The following is an 18,259-nucleotide window of genomic DNA, read 5'->3' on the forward strand; positions in this document are numbered from 1 at the left end:
AACGGCTGAACCGGAGAGCCAATCGGCAAATCTGTAAAAGGATTCTCTCAATGGCAAAAGTAACGCTCGACGACGCCGATATCCGTATCCTTTCCATTGTTCAGGAGGATGCCTGCCTGTCCATTGCGGGGATCGCGGAAAAGGCCAACATGTCACACAATGCTTGCTGGCGGCGGGTGAAGCGCCTGGAAGAGACGGGCGTCATCTCGCGCCGCGTCACGCTTCTGGATGCCGGCAAGCTGGGGCTCGACATGACGGTCTTCGTCAGTATCCGTGCCGCCGAACATTCCGACGAATGGCTTGGCAAACTGACCAGCGCCGTGCGGGACATACCGGAGGTGGTGGAATTCTACCGGATGACGGGTGACGTGGATTATCTGCTCAAGCTGCGTGTCGAAAGCATCAGCGCGTATGACTCGGTATATCGCCGGCTGATCAAGGCGGTGCGGCTGACCGATGTCAGTTCGGCCTTTTCGATGGAAGAAATCAAATGCACCACGGCCCTGCCACTGGTGAAGGCGACAACGGGCTGAGGCACTGGGCGGCCGTTCCAAATCGTCGTCATCTAAAGGCAAAACGGCGCCGGGAATACCATCCCCGACGCCGTCCGCATGGTGTGTTGCTTTCTGGATGTGTCGTCAGCGTTTCAGATAACGGTTGCCCAACTGGGTGGCACGGGACTGCATCGGCTGTTCCTTGCCTTCCACATAAATCGCGACCGGCTCGGTCAGGGGTTCCAGCGGGTCGCCATCCCAGATGACAATATCCGCCAGCTTGCCGGCCTCGATGGACCCGACCTGATCCGCGACGCCGAAGATGCGGGCGGGGGCCAGCGTGATGGCCTCCAGGCCCGCCGCCTGCGGCAGACCACGGGAAACCGCGATGCCGGCATTGTAGCGCATGTCGCGGACCCGGTGGCCGCCATCATTACCACTGATCGCGATCTCCACCCCGGCCTTGCGGAGGATCGCCGCATTGTGAAGCGTGGCGCCGATCTGGTCGAAGCTGGACGGAATGTTGGAGGTCGGGTTCAGCAGAACCGGCACCTTCATGGCGGCGATCTTGTCGGCCACCCGCCAGGCTTCCTCCGCACCGCTGAGAATGACCTTCAGCCGGTAATCCTGCGCCAGGCTGAGGACCTGTTCGATGTCGGCGGCGCGATGGACCATGACGATCAGGGGCGTCTTGCCGGCAAGGACAGGTTCCAGGGCCTTGCGGTCGGCCTCCGACAATCCCCAATCATCATCCCCCTCGCTCTTGCGGCGCTTGAGGGTGGAGAATATCTCCCGAAGCTGGACAAATTCTGACGCCCGCGACCCGCCCAGGCGCGCGGCACCGTCTTCCCCGACCTCCAGGACCATGCCGATCCCAGGCTTGAACAGGATGTTCGCCCCCTGCCCCAGCGAGATCAGCGCGGCCTTGCCGGCAAACGGCGCTTCCCGTTCCTTGTTGCCATCATCGTAATCCGGCATGACGACGGCGCGGGTGACACCGCCCAGGCGGGCAACTGGGATCAAGGTGGATGCGGCGTTCAGCCCATACTGCACGTCGAAGGCCGCGCTGATGCGCATGCTGCGGCTTTTATCGTCAACCGTGCCGGACACGGAATTGACTTCCACCAGCCCCAGCGCCGTGTTGACGGCGATCAGGCCCGGCGTGACATAGCCGCCCTTGGCGTCGATGATGCTGATGCCTTGCGGCAGGTTCACATCGGCGCCGGCGGAAACGATCTTGCCGTCGCGCACAAGGATGGTGCCCCGCGCGACCTCCCCCACCGGACCGGGAGAGAGGATATGGGCGTTGGTGATCGCGAAGCTCTGCGCCAGGGCGGCGGAAGGCATCAGCAGACCGGCCAGCCCGATGGCGGTGAGAGAAAGATGACGGAGCTTCATTTTATTCCTCTCCCACCGGTTGGCCGACTTCGAAGTCGCTTCGATAGATCTTCGACGGATCGGACGTGTCATGCACCAGGGCGCCATCGATGAAGACCTTCTCGGCGATGGCGTAGACACTGAACGGGTTACGGCTCCACAGAACCACATCCGCCATCTTGCCCGGCTCCAGGGACCCGGTCTTGTCCGCGACACCCATGATCCGCGCCGCGTTCAGCGTGATCCACTTGATCGCCTCTTCCTGGGGAATATCGATGCCGGCACGACGGCCGGCCGCCAGGGCTACGGCGGTTTCGACATTCAGACGCTGGATCAGCCGCTGTTCGTCGGAATGGATGGCGACGCAGACCCCATGCGATGCCAGGATCGCGGCGTTCTCCTCGATCGCGTCATAGGCTTCCATCTTGAAGCCCCAGCGCGTGGCCCAGGTCGCGACGCAGTTCTGCTCCGTCGCCAGCAGGTCGGCGATCTTGTACGCCTCGACGGCGTGATGGAATGCCTGGATCTTGAAATTGAATTCGTGTCCGACATCCAGCATCACCGCCATCTCGTCAGCGCGGTAACAATGGTTCTGGACCAGGATATCGCCCTTCAGCACGCCGGCCAGCGTCTCCAGGCCCAGGTCACGCTTCGGCGCTTCCGCCGCCTCGCCCTTGGCGCGCTTGCGCTCATAGGCATCCCATTTGCGGGCATATTCCGCGGCGTCGATCCAGGTCCGCCGGAAACCGGCGACATTGCCCATGCGGGTCGCGGGCGCGCGGCCACGGCTGCCATACCGGCCCTTGGGATTCTCGCCACAGGCGATCTTCAGGCTGTAGGGCGCGTCGGGGAACTTCATCTGCTGGACGGTGACGGCGGGGACATTCTTGACGGTCACGCCCCGGCCGCCGAACAGATTGGCCGAACCCGGCAGGATCAGCAGGCTGGTCACACCGCCGGCCCTGGCCTTGGTGAAGACGGGGTCCTGCGGCCAGATCGAATGTTCGGCCCAGACATGCGCCGTATAGGGGTCGATATTCTCGTTGCCATCGGCATGCCCGTCCACGCCGGGGGCGGCGAACACGCCCAGATGGGAATGGGCGTCGATGATGCCGGGGGTGACCCACTTGCCCGTGCCATCGATGACCCGTGCCCCGGCGGGGGCCTGGATATCCGTGCCCACGGCCACGATCCGGCCGTTCGACATCAGGATCGAGCCATTGTCGATGCGCACCCCGGTGGCGGTGAGGATCGAGGCGTTGACGATCACCGTATCCGGCGCGGGGCCCGGGCGATAGGTGCTGGGATATGGGGCCGCGACGGCAGGGGCCGGGGCCGGAACCGGGGGCGCAGCCTTGTCACCGGCAGGTGCCGCCGCCAGCGCGGCGGTGGAAGACAGCGCCGCAAAGGCCAGGACGGACCCGGCGGCGTACCGATATAGACGTTTCACGAGAGCGCCTTTCTGGATCGAGATTGTTCCCATCACGCTCCCCCCCTTCTAGCCGAAGGGGAGGAGCGCCGCTCGCTTAGAAATCAGCGCGGATGCTGGCGTACCAGTAACGCGGCGCCGGGGAGTCCAGCGACCCCATATAGCCGAAGGCGCTGGAATCGATCGGCGGGCGCTTATCGGTGATGTTGCGCACGCCAACGCGCAGCGTCGTCCTGTCACCCAGGAGTTCCTCGAACTCCCGCTGCACATAGAGGCTGGCCGTCGTGTAGCTCTTCACCTTGAAGTTCTGGCCATTGACCGAGATGTCATCGTCGATGACGCTGCTGCGGTAGTTGACGAAGGCCCCGGCGGTGAACTGGTCGAGCTTCCAGGTCAAGGAACCGGAAGCGCGCCAGCGGGGGAACCCGTCGACCCGGATCAGGTTGCCACCTTCGGGAATGATCGTGTCCTTGTTGATCTTCCCGTCGGCCCTGGCATCGATCAATGTCTGGATATCGTCCGAGGCGTCGCGGAAATATTTCAGCAGATAGGCGACATTGGCCGACAGGTTGAAGCTGCCGATATCCGTGTCCTTCAACGCGACATTCAGGCCGAAATCCAGACCGCGCACGGTCTGCGGCTCCAGATTGAGATATTTATCGTCGACATAGGTCACCCGGCCCACGGGTGCCAGGCCCGTTCCGGCGAACAGCGCGATATCGTCGGCGGTCGGGGCCGCACGAATGACGGTGGACTCGCTGCCCCCCTGAAGCCGCTTGAAGTAATCGCTGATCAGGGCATTGCCCTCGCCATAGACACCGACGATGCCCTTCTGCTTCACCTGCCAGTAATCGGCCGTGAAGGTGGTCCGCACCGACTGCGTTTCCAGGAAGGACGGTTGAAGCACCGTGCCGGCCGTCCAGGTTTCCGACTTCTCGGGGTTGAGATCGGGATTGCCGGCCCGGCGGGCGGTGGTCACGAAGGATTGCGAACAGGCGTCGAAGCTGGTGATGCGGCCGGCACGAAGGTCGGCTTCACACCGGACCCAGTCGGTGCGGGTATTGCCGCGCGTCACGACCGTCGCATTGGTCTGTTCCAGATTGGGGGCGCGGAAACCCTGGGCCCAGGAGGCGCGGATACGGATCTCGTCGATGATATCCCAGGCCGCGGCGACCTTCGGCTTCGCGATGCTGCCGAAATCGGAATAATGCTCATAACGGCCGGCAATCTGCAGATTGAGATTCTGCATCAGCGGCACGCCCATCTCGGGCGAGACCAGCGGAACGGCGAATTCCGTATAGGCGGCGAACACCGTGCGGGCACCCTTGGTGTCCGGGGTGGGGCTGACGCCGAACAGATCGCTGTCCTGCACCACGCCCGTCACCGTGTCGGTCCATTTGATTGTGCCGTCGACGCGGGAATCACGGTCGTCCAACTGGGTGTCGCGGCGCAGCTCGGCGCCCACGGCCATGCCGACATCGCCACCCGGCAGTTCGAACAGATCGGCGCGCGATGCCTTGAAGTCCCACTGCGCCAGCGTGGACTTGCCACGGCGCACCGTGGCGACCCGGATCGCGTCGATGGCAGTCTGGCTGCTGGGGGTCGTGTCGGGGCCGGTCGGATTGACCGAACTGCCGCCATTGAAGAGGTTGTAGGCATCCGGCGTGGACAGGGCCAGGTTCTTTTGCAGCGCCGTCGAACTGATGCCGTCCTGCTCGTCGCGGACCGTCGCCTTTGAATAAAGGCCGGCGGTCTCCCAATTAAAACCGAACGCCTCACCCTTCAGGCCCAGCACCGCGCGGTACTGCTTATTGGTCACATCGACAACGGTCGGGCCCATATCGACGAAACGATAACTCGTCATCACGATCGGCAGGCCGGCGGCCGGCGCATCGATGCCGACAAGGCGATTGGGATTGGCCGCCCCGTTTGCAAACGTGACCGGACCGAAGGGATTCCAGTAGTTCGAGGCGGGAACGGTCATCTGGATCGAGCCGATCGAGAAGACGCTGTCCTGGATGCTGCGCGTCTTCGCGGCGTAATAACCGAACTCGCCGAAGACCGTCACATCGTCATTCAGGTCGTAATGGCCGGATGAATAGATGTTCTGGCGTTCCAGCTTCGGCGAGATGGAGAGCGGGTAGTTTGCCTGGCTGTCCCAGCGGGTATTGCGGTCGGCCCCGGTGGTCGCGCGTGTGCCGTCATCGATGCAGTTGCCGCCCGAAAGCTCGTAGGAGCAGCCGCCATTGGCGGTGGGCTGGATCGAGAAGACGCCGCCGGCCGTCGTGACATTGGTCGTGCCGCGACGAACCCGGACCCCGTTCAGCGTGGTGAAATTGCCCCAGTGGGACAGCGTGCTGGTGTCATCCAGGCTGTTGGAGCCTTCGAAGATCGTACCGGTGAATCCAGGGAAGAACCGGTGGTCCGCTGTCGCCGTATAGGGAAGGTCCTGCGAGCTCAGCGCCGTGCGGTCCGTATAGTTGAACAGCAGCGAAAAATTGCCCCGCCCATCCTCGAAATCCTTGCCGACATAGCCGGAGGCGTTGAATTCGCGCTGGCTGGTGCCCTCGGCCCCGCCATATTGCAGCGAAATGCTGCTGCCATCGATATTGTCGCGCAGAACAGTGTTGACCACGCCCGCGACGGCATCGGTGCCGTACAGGGCCGCAGCACCGTCACGCAGCACCTCGACACGCTGCACGCCGTAAACAGGAATGGCGTTCGTGTTGTAGGTGAGCACCGGCGCGGAGGAGGAACTGGCCTGGCTGCTCGGATGCTGAACGACACGACGGCCGTTCAGCAGGACCAGCGTATTGCCCACCCCCAGGCCACGCAGATCGATGGACCCCACATCGCCACGGGCAAAATTGCTGCTGGTCTGGCCATTGCTGGTGTTGAACGACACATCGCTCATCTGCGGGATGGAGCGGATCAGATCATCACCCGATACCGCCGCCGTCGCGGCGATCTCTTCCGCGCTGACCACGGTCACGGGCAGGGCGTCGGTCGTCTTGGCCCCCACGATGCGGGTGCCCGTGACCACGATCTCTTCCAGTTGAAGCTCGCTTGCTGCCTGCTGTGCCAAGGCCTGCTGTGCGACCATCAGACCGATCAAGGACGTGGCGCAAAGCACCCGTCCACGCACCGAATTCAATTTCCTGTTCACCGAGAACCCCCTTTTTTGAGTAGGTCGTCCCTATAGAGCGATGCGTTCTGCGGCATCGCCCTGCTATGACGCGTGTGATGCGGGAAACCCGACCTTAAAATTCCGGTCGGGGTAAAATCCCTGGAATGACCGTCGGTTCGATCTGTAACCGGACCGCGTCAATAGAAGCCGAGATTGTCCACCTCGGCCCAGGCCGTGGCACCGGCCGTGCGGCGCACAAGCACACCAACCTCAACAAGGTCGTTGCCCCGCCATTCCTGTGTTTCCGACCGCCGGGTCGGGGTCGGCTTGAAGGCCGAGAAGGGCACGCGGACCTCCGTCCAGTCGGGCCGGCCCTCCAGTTCGGCGGTCCATTCACCCTTCAGCGTGTTGATCACGACCTGATAGGGTCCCTCCCCCCTGAATTCCAGCCGGACGCCGGCATAGGGGCGTGCATCGACGGGCCGCACCGACCCCCGGCTCAGCGGGATCAGCACGCCGCCTTCCGGACTTTCCTTCAACGACATCTGCACGGCGATGGACAGCGCCGAGCCCCCCGTTGCCCTGGGCACGCGGTTGGTGACGACGGTGGACCGTTCGACCCCACCATCCATGTCGGCAAGACGGAGCGTGTTCAGCGCGCTGCGATCGTCGGTCCGTTCGAAATCATCGATGAGTTGCACGGCCGGAACTGCGGCCAGCGCGGTTTCCGAATTGGCTTTTGGCAATTTCACGCGCGGGTCGATGACCAGTTCACCATCGATGACAACCTGATGGATGTTGCGCACATCGCCGATATTCTGCCAGGGCGCGCCCGTGACGACCACCAGATCGGCCCGTTTCCCCGCCTCGATCGTCCCACGGTCGGCGATCACCCCCAGCGCCTTGGCGCTGTTCGCCGTACCGGCGATCAGGGCGGCGGCCGGCGGCAGGCCGGCATCGACCATCAACTCCATCTCGCGCAGGGTCGACGTGCCGTGCTTGGCGCCGCCGATACCCGCGTCGGTGCCCACGGCGATGGGAACTCCGGCCTGGTAAAGCACACGCAGATTCTGCCGGGCATAGTCCCATTTCCGGTATCGCTGACGCGAAACGGGTTCAGTCAGATCCGGGACGATCCTGTCACCTCCGGGGGTGGGTTCATAGATGGCCAGGGTGGGCGCGTAGAAGGTGCCGGCCTTGCGCATCAGCGCCACGGTCTCGTCATCGACAGGCCGGTCCTGCAGACTGTGCGCGATGACATCGACGCCCGCCTGGGCGGCCAGCTTGCCGCGATCAACCGTCACGGTGTGCGACAGCACGCGCTGCCCCTGCTTGTGGGCCTCGTCGACCAGGGCGCCCAGCGTTTCAAGATTCATCGAGGTTTCTTCGGGCAGATTGCCATAGCGCCAACCGTCGGCAAACGCCTTGATATGGTCGGGCCGGTATGGCTGCAGCGCCTGGACTTCCCGTCTGGCACTCTGTGCCGTGGCGACCCATTTTGTCGTGTTGCGATCCGCCCAGTCCGCGCCATGCCCGCCCGGTGTGCTCATGCGGGCGACAAAGTTCACATGGGGGCCCTTGATCTGCTTCAGCCAGTCGCGGCGCGGTTCGAATGCTTCCGGCGCCTGGTGGAAATCATTGACCGTGGTCACGCCGCTCGTGATGTAGGCCGTGGCGATCTGCGGCAGGGTTCCCGGCTGCCCGCCCGGCGACCAATGCGTATGGACATCGAAGAAGCCCGGCAGCACCGCCCGCCCCTCGGCCCGGATGACCTTGGCACCGGCCGGGACGGGGATGTTCTGCCCCACATTCTCGATCCGCCCGTCACGGACGATCACGTTTCCCCGATAGGGTTCCTTGCCGGTGCCGTCGAAAATGACCGCGTCGGTGATGGCAATCAGCCGATCCGTCGATTGTGCGACGGCGCCGCCGCATCCCGCCCCCACCATCAACGCGACAAGCACGCCTGCGGAAAAACCCCCTTTACGACTGGTCACCCTATACCTCCGTGAAACGATCATTGGTCACGGTCCTCTATGACGCGAACCACACCCAATGCCCCACCACCATCACCGCATGGCGCCCGCCACCGAACCGTCAGGCTTGCATATATTTTCCTACTGGATCAATAGGAAATATATCGCGACGCACAATGAATATTCTGCTGCGGAACCACAGGGTGGATGCGTCATAAGCGTGGCTTGCCCGTTCAGGGGCAAGGCTGCTGTGGGTCAATCATGAAAAAAGCATTCGCCATCACCCTGATACTTGCCATGGTCCTGGGCATTGCCGTCGGCTGGTTCGTAAACGCCACGATGACCCCAGAGGACGCGGCCGGCGTAGCCGACAAACTGTCCATCCTGACGGATTTGTTCCTGCGCCTGATCAAGATGATCATCGCTCCCCTTGTCTTCGCGACACTGGTCGCCGGGATCGCACATATGGAGGATGCGGCCGCCATCGGGCGCGTCGGCGCAAAGACCATGGGGTGGTTCATTCTCGCCTCGATCATCTCGCTGACCATCGGCCTGATCATGGTCCAACTGCTGCAGCCTGGCGCCTCCCTGACACTGGAACTGCCCAGTGGCGAGGCAACAGCCGGCATCAGCGCAGCCGGCCAGTTCTCCCTGAAGCAGTTTGTGACCCATCTCATTCCGCAATCGATCGTGCAGGCGATGGCGACGAATGAGATTCTTCAGATCGTCGTCTTCTCGGTTCTGGTGGGCTCCGCCGTCGCCGCCCTGGACGACAAGGCACCCGCCGTGCTGGCCCTTGTGGAACAGATCGCGTCGATCATGCTCAAGGTTACCGGCTATGTGATGAAAACCGCTCCCGTGGCGATCTTCGCGGCGCTCGCATCGACCATCGCCACCCAGGGTCCGGGCGTGCTGATCACCTATGCCGGCTTTGTCGGCGGGTTCTACATGTCGCTGGGACTGCTCTGGCTCGTGCTGTTCCTGGCCGCCCTGGCCGTGCTGGGACGCGGCGCCATCGGGCTTTTCAAGGGCATCCGGACGCCGGTACTGCTCGCCTTCTCCACCGCCAGTTCCGAAGCCGCCTACCCAAGGACCATGGAGGAACTGGGGCGGCTGGGCGTCAATCGTCGCATCGTGTCCTTCGTGCTGCCCCTGGGCTATTCGTTCAATCTCGATGGCTCGATGATGTATTGCACCTTCGCGACGCTCTTCATCGCCCAGGCCTACGGGATCGATCTGACTATCGGCCAGCAGATCACCATGCTGCTGCTGCTGATGGTCACGTCGAAGGGAATGGCGGGGGTTCCGCGTGCCTCCCTTGTCGTGATTTCAGCCACCTTGTCCTATTTCAAGCTTCCCGAAGCCGGGTTGCTGCTCATCCTCGCGGTGGATCATCTGCTGGATATGGGGCGGTCGGCGACGAATGTCGTGGGCAACTCCGTCGCGGCCGCCGTTATCGGTCGGTGGGAACAGGGCCGAACCTGGCCTGCCCACCCCCGACTATCGCTGTGACGGGAGGAGAGTTTTCCAGTTTGGCACCGGGGGTGCGGGATGTTTGGGGCCGGGGTGGACATCCCCGGTCCCGAACGTTGCAAACCTGACGCAGGTATATCCCGTCCAGGAGAGGGGCGCACCGGAGACAAATTTTCCGCCGGATCGGCAGCGCTCCGACGCCAGTTGCCGTCATCAGAGCGGCCGCGAATGGAAGCGAATCATCCGATGATACGCGTTCACGGCAGAGCAGATACAGCACAACCTTAACGAAAGAATTGTTCAAAATCACTTGCATAACAGAGATTTAGAACTGTAAATAACTACACATTCGGCGGTGTAGAGGCGCATGGTGGCCATCTCGTTAAAACTGCGCACACGGCTTTTTGTGGGCGTTGCCGCACTTCCCCTGCTCCTTGATGCCTATGCCCCTGTGCCGGCTGACGCCGACAGTGTCACGGTGACCGATCAGACTGCGTTTGAGGCAGCCGTTAGCGGCGCGATCGATTCAGGGCAGCCTGACACCATCACCGCCCAAGGCGGAACGACGTTTGTTTCCAACCCGGATTGGACCTTGCCCGGCAACGCCACGTCGTTGCAGCTCACCTTCAACACGTCCCCGTTCGACATCGGCACCGCCGGCGGCGATGCCACGGTGACGCTTCAGTCCGGCACGACGCTGACGGTGAACACCACTAGCGGGAGCAGCGCCGGCCGTATCGAAATCGGCAATGCCGGGACTGGCACGCTCAACATTTCCGGCGGCACCCTCCAGGTCAATCTGGCGAACACCAGCACGGCCCCCGGAACGTCGATCGGTCGGATCTGGGTGGGCGGCGGGGCAACCAACACCACCGGTGGCACCGGCACCATCAATATGACCGGTGGCCAACTGCTCTATGTCGCCAATGCTGGCAGCCTGAATTATGGCGGCCTCGCCATCGGGCGCCTGAACAACGTCACCGGCAACTTCAATCAAAGCGGTGGCACTGTCCGTTTCAGCAGCGCCGGCGCGCTTGACCTCGGTGTTCTTGGTGGCACGGGGACCTATTCCCTTTCCGGGAATGCGGTCTTCGACTCCACGTCCGGGGGCATGACCGCCTATATCGGTTCACGCACCAGCGGTGCCGGCGGATCGGGCACCGGCGCCAGCGGTACGCTGACAATTTCGGACAGCGCCCATTTCTCCATCACGACCGGCAGTTTCGCCGGCGGCACGCTCTATGTCGGTGATAGCAAGGGCGTTGGCACCATCACGCAGGATGGTGCTGAGTCGCTTGTCACCTTGGGCTTGGCGAACCCGATCCGGTTCGGCAGTGACGTCAGCAATTACGGCACCGGCGGCACCGGTACCTACAACCTGTCGGCCGGCACGCTGTCCATCCAGAATGTCGGCGGCACGGCGCAGCTCATTTTCGGCGCGTCCGCGGGCGGTACGGGTAATTTCAATATCTCCGGGGGTTCCGCCACCGTCGCCACGACGCTGATCCTGGCCAGCGCCAACGGGGCGACGGGTACCGTCACGATGACCGGCGGATCGCTGACCCTGTCGGGCGCCAGTTATCTTAGCTTTGGGTCGGGGACCGGCACCTTCAACCTGAATGGCGGCACCTTCACCGTCGGTGGCATCGACGGCATCCGCGGGACCGGCACGTTCAATTTCGGCGATGGCACGCTGAAGGCCGGCTCCGCGCTGACAACGTCGAAGAGCATGACCTTGTCCACGGGCAAGACCGGGACGATCAACACCAACGGCTTTGATGCCACCTTCTCCGGCGTGCTTTCCGGCAGCGGCGCCCTGGTGAAGTCCGGGTCCGGTACGCTGACCCTGTCGGCAACGAATACGTTCACGGGCGGGCTGACGGTTTCGGATGGTTCCATATCCATCGCCAGCGACGCCAATCTGGGCGACGCGGCCACGGCCCTGACCCTTTCCGGCGGCACGCTGATAACAACCGCCGCCCTGACCACCAGTCGCGCCGTCACGCTGGGGACCGGCAGCACGGGAACGGTCGATACCAACGGTGTCGATGTCACCCTGGCGGGGGTCATTTCCGGCAGCGGTGCCTTCCAGAAGACGGGGTCGGGCACGCTGACCCTGTCGGGCACAAACACCTATACCGGCGGTACCACCATTTCTGGCGGCACCTTGCAGATCGGGGCCGGCGGCACCACGGGCAGCATTTCGGGTACCATCACCAACAATGCCGCCCTGGTGTTCAACCGGTCGGATGACATCACCTTTGCCGGCACCATCTCGGGCACCGGGTCGCTGACCAAGTCCGGCAGCAACAGCCTGACCCTGTCCGGCGCCAACAGCTATAGCGGCGGCACCACCATTTCCGCCGGCACACTCCTGATCACCGGGAGCCTGGCCGGCGACATCGCAAATAGCGGTGTGCTGACCTTCGACCCGGCCAGCGACAGCACCTATTCCGGCGCCATCTCGGGCACCGGCTCGGTCACCAAGTCCGGTAGCAGCACGCTGACATTGAGCGGCACCAACAGCTATGCGGGTGGTACCACCATTTCCGCCGGCACCTTGCAGATCGGTGACGGCGGCACCACGGGCAGCATTTCGGGAAACATCGCCAATAGCGGAACCCTGGCCTTCAACCGGTCAGACAATGTCACCTTCAGCGATGTCATCTCTGGTACGGGCGCCCTGACCAAGTCGGGGGCGGGCACCCTGATCCTGACCGGAGCCAACACCTATTCCGGCGTCACCACCATCGCCGCCGGCACGCTCAGCATCTCGTCCGCTAATAATATCGGCTCTGGCAACCTGACGATGTCGGGCGGCACGCTGCAGACCACAGGTACATTCACCTACAGCAAGACTGTGTCGTTGACGGCGAACAACACTTTCAGCACGGATACGGGAACCACCCTGACGATGTCGGGCGGCATCAGCGGCACCGGCGGCGGTCTCATCAAGACCGGGGCCGGTACCCTGATCCTGAGCGGCGTCAATAACTACTCCGGCGGCACCACCATCTCTGCCGGCACCGTGTCTATCAATGCTAATAGTCGACTGGGCAATTCCACCGGCGGTGTAACGCTGGCCGGCGGCACGCTGTTGGCGGCTGGCAACTCTACCTATACCATTAGCCGCGCCATGACCCTGTCCGCCGACAGTTCTATCAACGTGGATGACTCGTCAGCCACGGTTACATGGAGTGGGGTGATCTCTGGCAGTGCCAGCAGCGGTGGCTTAACCAAGACCGGTGCCGGCACCCTCAACCTCTCTGGCACCAATACCTTTACGGGGGCCATCACCGTATCTGCCGGTAAGCTGAATATCAATGCCGATACTGCTCTCGGTAACGCCGCCAACAAATTGACGCTGGCCGGCGGCACGCTGTCAACAAGCTCAAGTGTGACGACTGCTCGCGCGATCGAACTGACGGCCGATAGTGAAATTTCCGCCTCGAGCACCCTGACGGTCAACGGTGTCATCTCCGGTACCGGTTCCCTGACCAAGTCCGGTACCGCAACGCTGTCATTGACGGGCACCAATACCTATAGCGGTGGCACGACCATCTCCGCCGGCACATTGCAGTTGGGCTCTAATGGGACGACGGGCAGCATTGTCGGCGATGTGGTAAACAACGCCACCCTTACCTTCAACCGCTCTGATAATATTACATTTGGCGGCGTCATTTCCGGGACAGGCGCTCTCAACAAGAACAGTTCCGGCACGCTGACCTTGACGGCCGAAAATACGTATAGCGGCCAGACCAACATTACCGGCGGCACACTGCAGATCGCGGCCGCCAGCGCTCTTGGCAGCGGCAACCTTCGGTTAAACAGCGGCACGCTGGCGACCACGGCGACCTTGACCTTAAGCAAGGCAGTGACGCTGGCGGCAGCCAGCACCGTCAGGCCCGATAGCGGAACCACCCTGACGCTGACTGGTGTCATAAGCGGCAACGGCTTTCGCTTGACCAAGGCCGGGGCCGGCACCTTGGTGCTGTCCGGACCCAACACCTATAACGGCGGCACCACTATTTCCGCCGGGACCTTGCAGGTTGCGGCCGATGGCAATCTCGGTGATACGTCCGGGGGCCTGACCTTGTCCGGCGGCACGCTGGCGACAACCAGCGACTTCACCTCAAGCCGGGCCATCTCGCTGACCGCGGCCAGTTCCATCAGCACGGATACGGCCACGGTCCTGACGCTGAACGGCGTCGTTTCCGGCACAGGCGCCCTGACGAAATCCGGTGCCGGCACCTTGGTCCTCACCGGCACCAACAGCTATTCCGGCGGCACCACTATCGCTTCCGGCATTCTGCAGATTGATGCCGATGCCAGGCTTGGGGATGCGTCCGGCAGCCTGACCTTGTCCGGCGGTGCGCTGGCGACAATCGCCACCTTCAGCTCCACCCGCGCTGTTTCGTTAAGCGGGAGCAGCACCGTCAATCCGGATACCGCAACAACCTTGACGCTGGGGGGGGCCATCTCCGGCGACGGTTCGCTGACCAAGGTGGGCGACGGTACCCTGATCCTGACCGGGACGAACAGCTATACGGGCGGTACCGCCATCATCGCCGGCATGCTCCAGATCGGCGACGGCGGTACGGCCGGCACCCTTAGCGGCGACGTGACGAATGACGGGGTGCTGGTCTTCGACCGTTCTGATGAGTCCAGCTACAGCGGCGATATCAGCGGTTCGGGTTCCCTGACCAAGAACGGCAGCGGCAAGCTGATCCTGACCGGCACAAGCAGCCATACCGGCGGCACCACCATCGCCGCGGGCACGCTTCAGGTCGGCAATGGCGGAACGTCGGGAAGCCTGGCTGGTGACGTGACCAATGAAGGGGCGTTGATTTTCAACCGCTCTGACGACATCACCTATAGCGCGATTATTTCCGGCTCGGGTTCCCTCACCCAGGCCGGCAGCGGCACGCTCATCCTGACGGGGGTGAACACCTATACCGGCGGCACCACCATTTCCGCCGGCACGCTTCAGATCGGTGACAACAGCGCAGATGCCAGCATCACCGGCGATGTGGTGGACAACGGTACGCTGGCATTCAACATCAGCGGCGTGACTACTCAGCAGTTTTCCGGCATCATTTCCGGATCGGGTGCCGTCAGCATGATCGGCGACGGCACACTGACCCTCAGCGGCGCCAATACCTATAGCGGCGGCACCAATATCGCCGCCGGCACCATCGTGATTGACGCCGACGCCAAACTTGGCAGTGCCGCTGGCGGCCTGACCCTGTCGGGCGGGACGCTGCAGACGACCGCCAGCATCACCACCAGCCGCCTGGTCTCCCTCTCCGGCACCGGTACATTTGCGCCGGCCTCCGCTACGACCCTGACCCTTGAAGGTATCATCTCCGGTACTGGCGCCCTGCTCCAGGCTGGTGCCGGGACACTGGTCCTGACCGCCGCCAATAGCTATTCCGGTGGCACGTCTGTCCAAAGTGGCACCCTGCAGGTGTCCGCCGACAATAATCTGGGCGACAGCAGCAAGAGCCTGTCGTTAAGCGGCGGGACCCTGGCAACAACGGCCAGTTTCAGCTCAAGCCGGGCCGTGAATATTGGCCCTGGCGGCGGTACGTTTAAGCCGGACAGCGGCACGACCCTGACATTGTCCGGTGTCATCTCCGGCAATCTGGGCGCGCTTACCAAAACCGGCGCCGGCACCCTGGTCCTCAGCGGCAGCAATACCTATCAGAATGGCACCACCATTTCCGCTGGCACGCTGCAGATCGGCAGCGGCGGCACGACCGGCGGGATCCTCGGTGCTGTGACCAACAACGCCGCCCTCGCCTTCAACCGTTCCGACGCAGTCACCTTCAGCAGTGACATTTCCGGCACGGGTTCCGTGACCCAGGCCGGTTCCGGTACGCTGACACTGTCCGGCACCAACACCTACTCCGGTGGGACCACCATTTCCGCCGGCACCTTGGCGGTCTCAAACAACAACAATCTCGGTGACGCTTCGGGTGGCCTGGCCCTTTCGCAAGGCATTTTGCAGACGACCGCCGATATTACAACCAACCGCGCGGTGACGCTGAGTGTCAGTGGGGAATTCAGCACGAACAGCAGCACCACGCTGACGCTTGGTGGTGTGATCTCGGGAACCGGTGCCCTCAACAAGTCAGGCACCGGCAAGTTAACCCTGTCGGGGAGCAACACCTATTCCGGTGGCACGACCATCACCGACGGCACAGTGCAGGTGTCTGCCGACAATAATCTTGGCAATGCGGCGGGCTGGCTGGCGCTCTCCAACGGCGCGCTATCGACAGGCACCACCTTCACGTCGAACCGGGCGATCTCCCTCACCACCGCTGGCTCCTTCTTTGTGACCGGCAGCAGCACGACGCTGACCTTGGGGGGTGTCATCTCGGGCAGCGGCGCCCTGGTGAAGAGCAGCGCCGGCAAACTGGTCCTCACCGGCGCCAATAGCTATAGCGGCGGCACCACCATCAACGCCGGCACGCTGCAGATCGGCAGCGGCGGCACCACCGGCAGCATTGCCGGCGATGTGACGAACAACGCCACCCTCATTATCAACCGTTCCGACGCGGTCACGCTCACCGGCGCCATCTCCGGCACGGGCACAGTAACCAAGGCCGGCGCCGGTACGCTGACCCTGACCGGCAACAACAGCTATACGGGCACCACCACCATCTCCGCCGGTACCTTGCAGATCGGCGATGGCGGAACGTCGGGAACCCTGACCAGTGACGTCACGAATGACGGGGCACTGATATTCGACCGTTCCGATGATTACAGCTACAGCGCGATTATTTCCGGGACGGGTTCCCTCACCCAGGCTGGCAGCGGCACGCTCATCCTGGCGGGGGACAACACCTATACGGGCGGTACCACCATTGCCGCCGGCACCTTGCAGATCGGCGATGGCGGGACGACCGGCAGCATTGCCGGCGATGTGACGAACAACGCCGCGTTTGTCTTCAACCGCTCCGGCGCCGTCAGTTTTGGCGGCACCCTGTCGGGAACGGGCACCCTGACCCAGGCCGGTTCCGGTACGCTGACCTTGAGCGGCACCAACAGCTATTCCGGCGGCACCACCATCGCCGCCGGCATCTTGCAGGTGGCCACCGACAGCAATCTCGGCGATGGCTCCGGCGGCCTGACACTCTCGGGCGGCACCCTGGCCAGCACCGCATCCTTCACCTCCAACCGTGCCTTTACGCTCAGCGGCAATGGCGGCCTCTCTCCCGACAGCAGCACAACCCTGACATTGGGTGGTGTCATCTCCGGCACCGGCTCCCTCACGATGGCCGGCGCGGGCACTCTGGTCCTGACCGGCGCCAACACCTATTCAGGCGGCACCACCATCGCGGCGGGCACCCTGCAGGTGGACGATAACGGGAAACTCGGTGACATATCGGGCGGGCTGACCCTGGCCGGCGGCACCCTGGCGACAACGGGGAGTTTCACCTCAGACCGCGCGGTGTCACTGACCGGCAGCAGCAGCATCACGCCGGACACAGGCACCACCCTGACCCTGGCCGGTGTCATTTCCGGCACCGGCTCCCTCTCCAAGGCGGGCGCGGGCACGCTGGTCCTGACCGGCGCCAACACCTATTCGGGCAGCACCACCATTGCCGCCGGGACGTTGCAGATCGGTGATGGCGGGACCACCGGCAGCCTTGCCAGCGATATCGTGAACAATGCCGCCCTTGTCTTCAACCGCTCCGACACAGTCAGCTTGAGTGGAAGCCTGTCGGGCACGGGGTCTCTGACCCAGGCGGGGTCCGGCACGCTGGTCCTGACCGGCACCAACACCTATAGCGGCGGCACCACCATCAACGGCGGCACGCTGCAGATCGGCGATGGCGGGACGACCGGCAGCATTGCCGGCAACGTGGTCAACAACGCCGCGTTTGTCTTCAACCGCTCCGACGCCGTCAGCTTTGGCGACACCCTGTCGGGCACGGGCACCCTGACCCAGGCGGGGTCCGGCACCCTGACCCTGACCGGCACCAACACCTATTCCGGTGGCACCATTATCGCCGCCGGCACCCTGCAGGTGGCGGCTGACAGCAATCTTGGCGATGCGTCGGGTGGACTGACGCTCTCGGGCGGTACACTGGCAAGCAGTGCCACCTTCACATCGAACCGCACGGTGACGCTCTCCGGCAGCGGCACCATCACCCCCGATACCGGCACCAGCCTGACCCTGGCCGGTGTCATTGCCGGCACCGGTTCGCTGACCAAGGACGGCGCCGGCACCTTGGTCCTGAGCAGCACCAACACCTATTCCGGCGGCACCACTGTCTCCGCCGGCACGGTGCAAGTCAGTGCCGACGCCAATCTGGGTGATATAACGGCTGGCCTGACACTCTCCGGCGGGACCCTGGCAAGCACAGCGTCCTTC

Annotated in this window: 7 protein-coding genes; 3 read left to right on the forward strand and 4 right to left on the reverse strand. The window is 63.4% G+C overall.

Annotation, left to right across the window (positions count from 1 at the left end; genetic code table 11):
* Positions 1 to 50: 50 nt before the first annotated feature.
* Positions 51 to 533, forward strand: a complete 483-nt coding sequence (locus KBA48_RS22115; protein ID WP_292910449.1) for an Lrp/AsnC family transcriptional regulator — start codon at positions 51 to 53, stop codon at positions 531 to 533.
* 105 nt (positions 534 to 638) lie between these two features.
* On the opposite strand, the gene KBA48_RS22120 is transcribed toward KBA48_RS22115, so the two are convergent.
* The 4 genes from KBA48_RS22120 to KBA48_RS22135 form a co-directional block, all read right to left on the reverse strand.
* The gene (locus tag KBA48_RS22120) at positions 639 to 1,892 is read right to left on the reverse strand and encodes an amidohydrolase family protein (protein ID WP_292910451.1); all 1,254 of its coding nucleotides are present in this window, start codon (positions 1,890 to 1,892) and stop codon (positions 639 to 641) included.
* A 1-nt stretch (position 1,893) separates the two neighbouring features.
* Positions 1,894 to 3,321, reverse strand: coding sequence for an amidohydrolase (locus tag KBA48_RS22125; RefSeq protein WP_292910453.1), 1,428 nt, complete (start codon positions 3,319 to 3,321; stop codon positions 1,894 to 1,896).
* Positions 3,322 to 3,397: 76 nt separating this feature from the next.
* The gene (locus KBA48_RS22130; RefSeq protein ID WP_292910455.1) at positions 3,398 to 6,466 is read right to left on the reverse strand and encodes a TonB-dependent receptor; all 3,069 of its coding nucleotides are present in this window, start codon (positions 6,464 to 6,466) and stop codon (positions 3,398 to 3,400) included.
* A gap of 158 nt (positions 6,467 to 6,624) precedes the next feature.
* Positions 6,625 to 8,424, reverse strand: a complete 1,800-nt coding sequence (locus tag KBA48_RS22135) for an amidohydrolase family protein (protein ID WP_292910457.1) — start codon at positions 8,422 to 8,424, stop codon at positions 6,625 to 6,627.
* Between the two features lie 240 nt (positions 8,425 to 8,664).
* Here KBA48_RS22135 and KBA48_RS22140 point away from each other — a divergent pair, with 240 nt between their 5' ends.
* Both KBA48_RS22140 and KBA48_RS22145 read left to right on the forward strand, forming a co-directional pair.
* Complete coding sequence (locus KBA48_RS22140; protein ID WP_292910459.1) at positions 8,665 to 9,915, forward strand: dicarboxylate/amino acid:cation symporter; 1,251 nt, start codon at positions 8,665 to 8,667, stop codon at positions 9,913 to 9,915.
* 553 nt (positions 9,916 to 10,468) lie between these two features.
* Positions 10,469 to 18,259: autotransporter-associated beta strand repeat-containing protein (locus KBA48_RS22145; RefSeq protein ID WP_292910461.1), on the forward strand; the 7,791-nt coding region annotated here is incomplete at its 3' end.

The organism is Niveispirillum sp. (genome assembly GCF_017996735.1).
Lineage (GTDB): Bacteria > Pseudomonadota > Alphaproteobacteria > Azospirillales > Azospirillaceae > Niveispirillum.

Coding starts and splice junctions, on each gene's coding strand:
- KBA48_RS22140 (WP_292910459.1), top strand. CDS start 8,665: ATGAAAAAAGCATTCGCCATCACCCTGATACTTGCCATGGTCCTGGGC.
- KBA48_RS22115 (WP_292910449.1), top strand. CDS start 51: ATGGCAAAAGTAACGCTCGACGACGCCGATATCCGTATCCTTTCCATT.
- KBA48_RS22120 (WP_292910451.1), bottom strand. CDS start 1,892: ATGAAGCTCCGTCATCTTTCTCTCACCGCCATCGGGCTGGCCGGTCTG.